The sequence below is a fragment of the Fodinicola feengrottensis genome, from assembly GCF_010993775.1.
Taxonomy (GTDB): Bacteria; Actinomycetota; Actinomycetes; order Mycobacteriales; family HKI-0501; genus Fodinicola; species Fodinicola feengrottensis.
Genome location: NZ_WOTO01000048.1, coordinates 61,769 through 69,114, shown reverse-complemented (window position 1 = coordinate 69,114; position 7,346 = coordinate 61,769). Strand labels below are relative to the sequence as shown.

Sequence of the window (7,346 nt, the reverse complement as noted above, 5' to 3'; positions counted from 1 at the left end):
AAACCGGTGTTCGAACAGGTGTCCGATGGGTGTTATGAGTTACCAGCTGCATTGGTCCGTCCAGGATGTGCCCGTGGTGGCGGATCTGGACGAGGACGCGCTGGTGGGTGTCGCGGTGGAGTGGGAGCGGATCCGTGCTTTTGTGGATGCGCAGCAGCAGGCGTCGTTTGCGGAGTTGGTGCGGCGGCGGGTGGCCGCGGCGACGCCGTTGCCGATTGACCAGGCTCCGACTTATTCAGGCGCTGTCATGGAGGCGCAGGCCCGGGCCGCGAAATGGTGCGCGTCCGAATTCGCGCCGGCACTGCGGTTGGCTGAGATCACCGCTCAGCATCGGGTCCAGGACGCGGTTCTGCTCCTGGACCGGTATCCGGCGGTCTGGCAGGCGCTCTCGGACGGGATCATTACGAACCCGAAAGCCCGCATTTTTGTTGAGTCTCTCGCCAACCTTGACCCCGAACTGGCGGCGAAGGTGGTCGAGAAGACGTTGCCGGACGCCGGTGACTACACACCTGGCCAGCTCCGCAAGAAGATCCAGCGTGCGTGTATCACGGTGGACCCGCAGGCCGCGGAAGAACGTCACGAGCAGGCCAAGCAAGAACGGCGCGTGCAAGGGGCGCCGGGGATGACTCGATGGCCTGGATGCGGGCGTACCTGACGGCCGACGAAAGGGCGTGTCATGCCAAGTGTGTAAGCCGGAGGTGTACCAAGATCGACTGGCCTGTTGGTTGGTCGGAAGGGACACCGTATGACTCGGAACATTTCGTCTCGTCGTGATGATGAGACGGCGGCTGCGCGGCTGACGGGGGGGCGCTCTCGACCGCGACGATCGATGCTCTACTAGCGGACGCGAAGGCCACTGGGACGCCGGTAGACGGGGCGAACGGTCTGCTGAACCAGATGACCAAGGCGGTGCTGGATCGGACGTTGCAGGTCGAGATGAGCGACCACCTGGGCTATGAGCACGGCGCGCCGGAGGGACGCGGGTCCGGCAACTCCCGGAACGGGCTAACCCGCAAGACCGTGTCCACGCTCAGCGGCCCGGTCCAGATCGAGGTGCCGCGGGACCGGAACGGGACGTTCGAGCCCACGATCGTACCCAAACGTGCCCGTCGTTTGGGGAATATCGATGACATGATCCTGTCTTTGTACTCGCGAAGAATGACAACTCGTGACATCGAGGCGCATTTGCTTGAAATATATGGAGTAAACGCGTCCCGGGAGTTGATCTCGAACATCACCGACGTGGTCGTCGACGAGATCAAGCTGTGGCAGTCACGGCCGCTGGACGAGGTCTACCCGATCCTCTACATCGACGGGATCCGGGTCCGAATCAAGGACAACGGCGTGGTCACCACCAAGGTCGCGTACCTGGCCATCGGAGTGGACGTGGACGGCCGCAAACACTCCCTCGGATGCTGGATCCAGGACACCGAGGGAGCCAAGTTCTGGGCCAAGGTCCTGACGGACTTGCGCAACCGCGGCGTGCGGGACATCCTCATCGCGTGCTGCGACGGGCTGACCGGGCTCCCGGACGCGATCCGCTCAATCTTCCCTGACACCGTAGTGCAAACCTGCGTCGTGCACGTCATCCGCAACGCCATGCGGTTCGTGTCCTACAAGGACCAAACCTGGCCGCGTCGATGCGCGAGATCTATACCGCGCCCACCCTGGAGGCCGCCGAGCTCGCCCGCGACGCGTTCGCCAAGACCCACGGCAAACAATACCCCGGAGCCGTCGACGTGTGGAACAACGCCTGGAACGACTTCACCCCCTTCCTGGACTACCCCGCAGAACTCCGGAAAATTGTCTACACCACCAACCAAATCGAATCCATCAACTTCCAACTCCGCAAAATCACCAAAAACCGCGGACACTTCCCCGACAAAGACGCAGCCATGAAACTCATCTACCTCGGACTACGCAACATCTCCACCCAACGCGGCGGAGCCTCAGGAACAGGCACCTGGGGCTGGAAAATAGCACTCAACACCCTCACCCAACTATTCCCCGGCCGCCTAACATTCTGATATAATAAGACAAGTAAGCCAATCACCTCCGGCTTACACAGAAATCGTGACAGGCTCCGACGAAACTCGCGTCGATCATGTCCACCCTCAACGCGTACGCGCATTCCTGCCCGCCAGATGATCCGCGGTCGATGGACACCCGCCGAGCCGACGCGCTGCTAGATCTGATCACCGGCGGCAGCCTCGGCGACATCCCATCACCACCAGACGACAGCACCGACGCCGTGGATTCACCGGACCGCACGAGCGGCGGCGCCCAGAACAGTGACCCGACTATCGACGAGCCGGACAGTGACAACGCCAGCGAGATCGGTGCTGGCGGGTACGAGCCTTCCGCCGCACCAAGTTGTTCGTGCCAGGGCCGTGGCCGCAAACCCCGTGTTGACCTGCGAGTAGTAGTCCGCGCCGGCACCCTGATCGGCCTGGACAACCAGCCCGCTTTCCTGGCCGGATACGGCGCCATCCCGGCCAGCATGGCCCGCCGACTCGCCAAGGACTCCACCTGGCGACGGCTCCTCACCGACCCCAGCTCCAACAAGCTCACCGACGCCGGCCGCGCCCGCTACCGACCATCCACAGCACTACAGGAATACATCGAAGCCCGAGACGTCACCTGCCGCTGGCCCGGCTGCCGAAGGGCCGCCCAACGCTGCGACAAAGACCACTCCATCCCCTTCCCAGACGGGTGCACCTGCGAAGAAAACCTCGTTTGCCTTTGTCGTTACCACCACCGGCTCAAGACCCACTCCGGATGGAAAGTCAGACTCGACCCAGACGGCACATACACCGTCATGACCCCCACCGGACGCATCTACCTCACCGAACCACCACAACCAGGCGACGACACCGGTCCGCCCACCAGAAACCGGCCCCGCGGATCGATCTACCTGAACGACAAAGACGATCCCGACACCAGACCATTCAAAAAATCAAACCCACCACCGCCACCACCACCGGCCGAACCGCCGTTCTGATGTCGCGCCCCCAACAGCTAGCCGGCGAAAGGTTGGACTGGGAGGCCGCGGACGCCTACGTCGGCGACGAAGAGGGCGCCGGCCAGGGGCTGGGAGCCGGGTTCCAGGGCCAGTTGAGAAGTCGTGATGTAGAGCTGATCCAGGTCCGGGCCGCCGAAGGTGCAGGCGGTGATCTGGCTGGTGGGCAGCTCGATCACGCCGTCCAGCCGGCCGTCCGGCGCATAGCGGTGGACGGCCGAGCCGCCGAAAAGCGCCAGCCAGATATAGCCCTCGGAATCAACCGTCAACCCGTCAGGACCACCCGCTTCGACCGGCACCGACACAGTCGTACGGCGATTTGTCAGTCCTGAAGCCGAATAGTCGAAGGCGTCAATGCGATGAGTGGGAGTGTCCACATAGTACGCGGTGCCGCCGTCCGGGCTGAAGGCGAAACCATTCGAGATCGTGACACCCGCCAGGACGACGGTGACCGAGCCGTCCGGATCGAGCCGGTAGACCTTGCCGATCGGCGATTTTTCGTCGTACGGCATGCTTCCGCAATAGAAGCGGCCGTCCGGATCGCAGCCACCCTCGTTCATCCGGACGAGGTCCGAAGTCCAGATCTCGCCCAGAAACTTCGGCTCGGTGCCACCGCCGAAACCGTCGTCGCCCGCTGCCAGCAGGGAAAATCCGCGCTCGACGGCCAGCACGGCGCCGCCGTCAACCCGGGGCCGCAGGACCGCGGCCACCGGGCCGAAATTCCGTCGCCGGACCGAACCGTCGGCGGCCAACCAAAGCACATCCCCGACGAGCATGTCCACCCAGCGCAGGCCACCCCCCCCGGGATGCCAGACCGGCCCCTCACCGTGCGCCGAGATCGGATCGGTGACCTGCACGGCCTCGCTCATCGGTATCGCCTTTCGTCCGGAGATACCAAATTCTATCGACTAGCATCCATTCCGTTGATCGGCGCGAGGGTGCCGGTAGCGGAAATCTCATCCAACCGTTCGACGATCTCAGCAGGCAGCTCAAGCTCGAAAGCAGTGAGGCTGCCCCGCAGGTGTTCGAGCGTACGCGGGCCGATGATCACCGAGGTCACGCCCGGCCGGCGCCGCAGCCAGGACAGCGAAAAACGCGGCCGCGGTGGTGCCCAGTTCGGCGGCGATTTTTCCCACCTCTTGGACAATTCCCAGCGTACGTTCGTTGAGCAGCCCGTCGACCCAGGCTTTCGCCAGCTGGATGTGCGAGCCCCGCAGCTGGCTCATCCGGCTGCCCTCCGGCAGCTCGCTGACACTGCTATAGCGACCGCTGAGCACCCCGCCACCCAGCGGAGACCACAAAATCGCGCCAAGACCGTGCCGCTGCGCGGTCGGCAGGATGTCCGCTTCGATGCTGCGGGCGATCAGCGAATACTGGGGCTGCAGGCTGACGAACGGCGTTCCACCGATCCGCGCGGCAGCCCACTGCGCCTCGACGATCTGCGCCGCGGTGAAGTTCGAGCAACCGATATAGCGGACCTTGCCGGCGCGTACGAACCCATCCAGCGTGGCCATCGTCTCCTCGATCGGCGTCGCCGGATCCCATTGGTGGCACTGGTAAAGATCGACGTAGTCGGTGCCGAGCCGAGCGGCGCAGGCTGTCGTCCAGCGCCTTGGTCAGGTGGACCCGCGACAGACCTCGGTCGTTCGGACCAGGCCCCTGCGGCATGAACCCTTTGGTGGCCAACAACACCGACGAACGGCGGTTCTTGACGATCCGGCCGACGATTTCCTCGGACTCGCCTTCGGAATACATGTTGGCGATGTCGATGATGTTGCCGCCAGCCTCCAGGTAGGCGTCGACGATCCGCGTCGCCTCGGCCTCGTCGCACGTGGCGATCCGCGACGAACCGAAGTTCATGGCGCCCAGGCAAACTTGCGAAACCTGCAGGCCAGAGCGGCCAAGCGTGGCGTATTCCATGTCCCGTCCTCCAGACGTATGATCGGAACAAGTGTTCCGCTTTCAACCATACGGAACAGATGTTCCGGTTGTCAAAGGAGACGCATGCGTACGGACGCCCAGCGCAACCGAGCCAAGGTGCTCGCCGCCGCCGAGGTGGTGCTCGCCCGGGACGGCACGGCCGGATCGATGCGCGCGTCGCACAGGAGGCCGGCGTCGGGCTTGGCACGATCTACCGGCACTTCCCGACCCAGGAGGCGCTTTATCAGGCGATCGTCAGCGAACGTACGCGCGACCTGATCGATGAGGCTGAGCCGCTCATGAGCGCCACCGACAGCGCCGCCGCATTCTTTGACTTCTTCGCCCGGATCATCAAGCACAGCGCCGAAAAGAAGGCGCTCTATGAGGTGATCAGGGCCGCCGGCCTCGACCCGACAGTCGACATGGACCACGTCGTACGGGACATGCGAAACGCGATCGAGAAGCTGCTGACCCGCGCCCAGGAAGCCGGCACCATCCGGCAGAGCCTGCGGATACCGGAGGTGTTCGCGCTGATGACCGCCACCGCGAGAGGTGCCGAGAGCGACTCATGGAACGACGAGCTGCGCAGTCGTACGCTCGCGGTCATATTCGACGGGATGAGACAAGTATGACATAGTCGTCTCATTGTCTCGGCCGGGAGGTTCGCATGAGCGTGCAGTCACTGGCTCCGTCATTGCTCGGTCCACACTCGCTGAGCTGGCGTTATGCCGGGGACCAGCGGATGATCCTGATCGGTCCGTGGGTCGGCCTGGTACAGCTGTCACTGCCGGGCCTCGGCGCCGGCGTCGAGCAACATTCGGCTTTCTACACCGAGCCGTGGGACCGGTTCCTGCGCTCGGTACCGCAGATCGCCGGCGTCGTTTACGACGGCCCCGAGGCGATGGCGACCGGGCACGGCATCCGCGACCTCCACCACGACATCAAAGGTGTGGACAGCGAAGGCCGCCGCTATCACGCGCTCGACCCGGACGTTTTTTACTGGGCACACGCAACAATGAGCGAAGCCGTCATAAAAATGCTTGACCTGCTTGACCATCCGAGCACGCCGACAGAAAAGGCGTTGCTTTTCAAGGAACAGCAGGTCGTCTATGCCAGGTACGGGGTGAGCGACCGGCCGGCACCGGCCGACCGGGCCGGCTTCGAGAACTATCTTGAGCAACACCTATGCACACGTCCTGGAAAAGACGCCCGCGGTCGAGGCTTTTGTAGAGATGGCACAGAAACCCGCCAGCATGCGGCAACCATGGATCCCGCAACCGCTGTGGCGGGTCATCTCACCGATCGTCAGCAACCCGATGTGGTTGCTTGGCGTGGGCCTGCTGGCGCCGTCCACCAGGGAGACGCTCGGACTCCGTTGGACCGATCGTGACCAGCGCAAACTCGTACGACTAGGGGCCGCGATCCGGCACGCCTGGCCGCTGGTGCCGCGCCGGCTCGGGTACATGCCGCGGGCCAAGGCGGCGTTCCGACGAGAGGGCTGGCCGGCACGGCGGTACCGTGGGGTCGATGGTCACATCGTTTGAGGCACTGCTGCCCGAACCGCAGGTTGACGAGGTCAGCGTGCGGATCCTCGACGCGGCCCTCGCCGAATACCTCGACCACGGTCTGCGCCGGACCAGCGTCGACGAGGTGGCCCGGCGGGCAGGCCTGGGCCGGGCCACTCTCTACCGCCGGTTCGCCAGCCGTGACGAGCTCGTTCAGGCCGTGCTCGTACGCGAATCCCGCCGGTTTTTCGCCGCCATCAACGACGCGGTGGAATCACTGCCCACCATCGCCGAACGACTGGTCGAAGGTTTCGTGGTGGGCCTTCGTACGGCCCGGGAGCAGCCGCTGCTCGGCCGCCTACTGCAGAGCGAGCCGGAGTTTTTGCTGCCGTTCCTGACGATCCACGGCGGCCCGGCAATCGCGATCGCCCGCCAGTTCATGGCCGACCAATATCGCCGGTCGCCGGAATATCGCGCCAACACCGAGGTTGACCCGGACGAGTTCGCGGAAATCCTGGTACGGCTGTCCATGTCGCTCGTCCTTACGCCACAAACCTGCCTGCCGCTGGAGACGGACGACGACGTGCGAGCCACCGCCCGCCGATATTTCCTCCCACTGCTGAAGAGCTAGGAACGCGTGGAGTGGGGCGGCACCAGGGCTGGGGTCCAGTGACGCCGTCGGACGAGGTCCAAGCTCCCTTTCGGGGATCTCGCGCAACCAGGCTGGCGCTGCCGGTCATCCGGTTAACCGTGCCCAACTGGCTCACTCCCGACACCTGAGTGAAGGTGCGGCCAGAATCCGTGCTGACGATCAGCCGCGGGTTGTCACCGTTTGCGTTCACATTCTGCTCACCGACCAATGATCCGGTGGCCGTCGCCGTGGGACAGGTGCCAAGGTTCTG

The 7,346-nt window shown here is 64.3% G+C and carries 9 protein-coding genes and 3 pseudogenes; 8 read left to right on the top strand and 4 right to left on the bottom strand.

Going from position 1 to position 7,346, the window contains the following annotated elements:
- The 4 genes and pseudogenes from GNX96_RS34975 to GNX96_RS34965 all read left to right on the top strand — a co-directional run.
- The coding region (locus tag GNX96_RS34975) for a DUF222 domain-containing protein (protein ID WP_279582260.1) at window positions 1–655 on the top strand (655 nt) is incomplete at its 5' end.
- A gap of 242 nt (window positions 656–897) precedes the next feature.
- A pseudogene (locus GNX96_RS34970) lies at window positions 898–1,868 on the top strand (IS256 family transposase); the annotation flags it as partial.
- A 27-nt stretch (window positions 1,869–1,895) separates the two neighbouring features.
- Window positions 1,896–2,027 carry a hypothetical protein gene (locus GNX96_RS65615; RefSeq protein WP_390624221.1) on the top strand — a complete coding sequence of 44 codons (132 nt, stop codon included), beginning with the start codon at window positions 1,896–1,898 and terminating at the stop codon, window positions 2,025–2,027.
- 77 nt (window positions 2,028–2,104) lie between these two features.
- Window positions 2,105–3,001 carry an HNH endonuclease signature motif containing protein gene (locus GNX96_RS34965; RefSeq protein WP_163572155.1) on the top strand — a complete coding sequence of 299 codons (897 nt, stop codon included), beginning with the start codon at window positions 2,105–2,107 and terminating at the stop codon, window positions 2,999–3,001.
- 17 nt (window positions 3,002–3,018) lie between these two features.
- Here GNX96_RS34965 and GNX96_RS34960 read toward each other — a convergent pair whose 3' ends face one another.
- From GNX96_RS34960 to GNX96_RS65605, 4 genes and pseudogenes are all read right to left on the bottom strand, one after another.
- Entirely contained in the window at window positions 3,019–3,888 is an 870-nt protein-coding gene (locus tag GNX96_RS34960) for an SMP-30/gluconolactonase/LRE family protein (protein ID WP_163572154.1), read from the bottom strand.
- A gap of 32 nt (window positions 3,889–3,920) precedes the next feature.
- Window positions 3,921–4,070 carry a hypothetical protein gene (locus tag GNX96_RS65610; protein ID WP_390624220.1) on the bottom strand — a complete coding sequence of 50 codons (150 nt, stop codon included), beginning with the start codon at window positions 4,068–4,070 and terminating at the stop codon, window positions 3,921–3,923.
- A pseudogene (locus GNX96_RS57480) lies at window positions 4,009–4,596 on the bottom strand (aldo/keto reductase); the annotation flags it as partial. The pseudogene GNX96_RS57480 and the gene GNX96_RS65610, both read right to left, overlap by 62 nt.
- Window positions 4,597–4,672: 76 nt before the next feature.
- A pseudogene (locus GNX96_RS65605) lies at window positions 4,673–4,879 on the bottom strand (aldo/keto reductase); the annotation flags it as partial.
- 119 nt (window positions 4,880–4,998) lie between these two features.
- On the opposite strand from GNX96_RS65605, the gene GNX96_RS34950 reads away from it, so the two are divergent.
- From GNX96_RS34950 to GNX96_RS34935, 4 genes are read left to right on the top strand one after another with little or no spacing between them, the layout of a single operon-like run.
- Window positions 4,999–5,571, top strand: a complete 573-nt coding sequence (locus GNX96_RS34950; protein ID WP_163572153.1) for a TetR/AcrR family transcriptional regulator — start codon at window positions 4,999–5,001, stop codon at window positions 5,569–5,571.
- A gap of 35 nt (window positions 5,572–5,606) precedes the next feature.
- Entirely contained in the window at window positions 5,607–6,329 is a 723-nt protein-coding gene (locus GNX96_RS34945; protein ID WP_163572152.1) for an oxygenase MpaB family protein, read from the top strand.
- Window positions 6,256–6,483 (top strand): oxygenase MpaB family protein, encoded by a 228-nt coding sequence (locus GNX96_RS65600; protein WP_390624217.1) that lies wholly within the window; start codon window positions 6,256–6,258, stop codon window positions 6,481–6,483. The genes GNX96_RS34945 and GNX96_RS65600 overlap by 74 nt, the downstream gene beginning before the upstream one ends.
- Window positions 6,467–7,075 (top strand): TetR/AcrR family transcriptional regulator, encoded by a 609-nt coding sequence (locus GNX96_RS34935; RefSeq protein WP_163572150.1) that lies wholly within the window; start codon window positions 6,467–6,469, stop codon window positions 7,073–7,075. The genes GNX96_RS65600 and GNX96_RS34935 overlap by 17 nt, the downstream gene beginning before the upstream one ends.
- Window positions 7,076–7,346 lie beyond the last annotated feature (271 nt).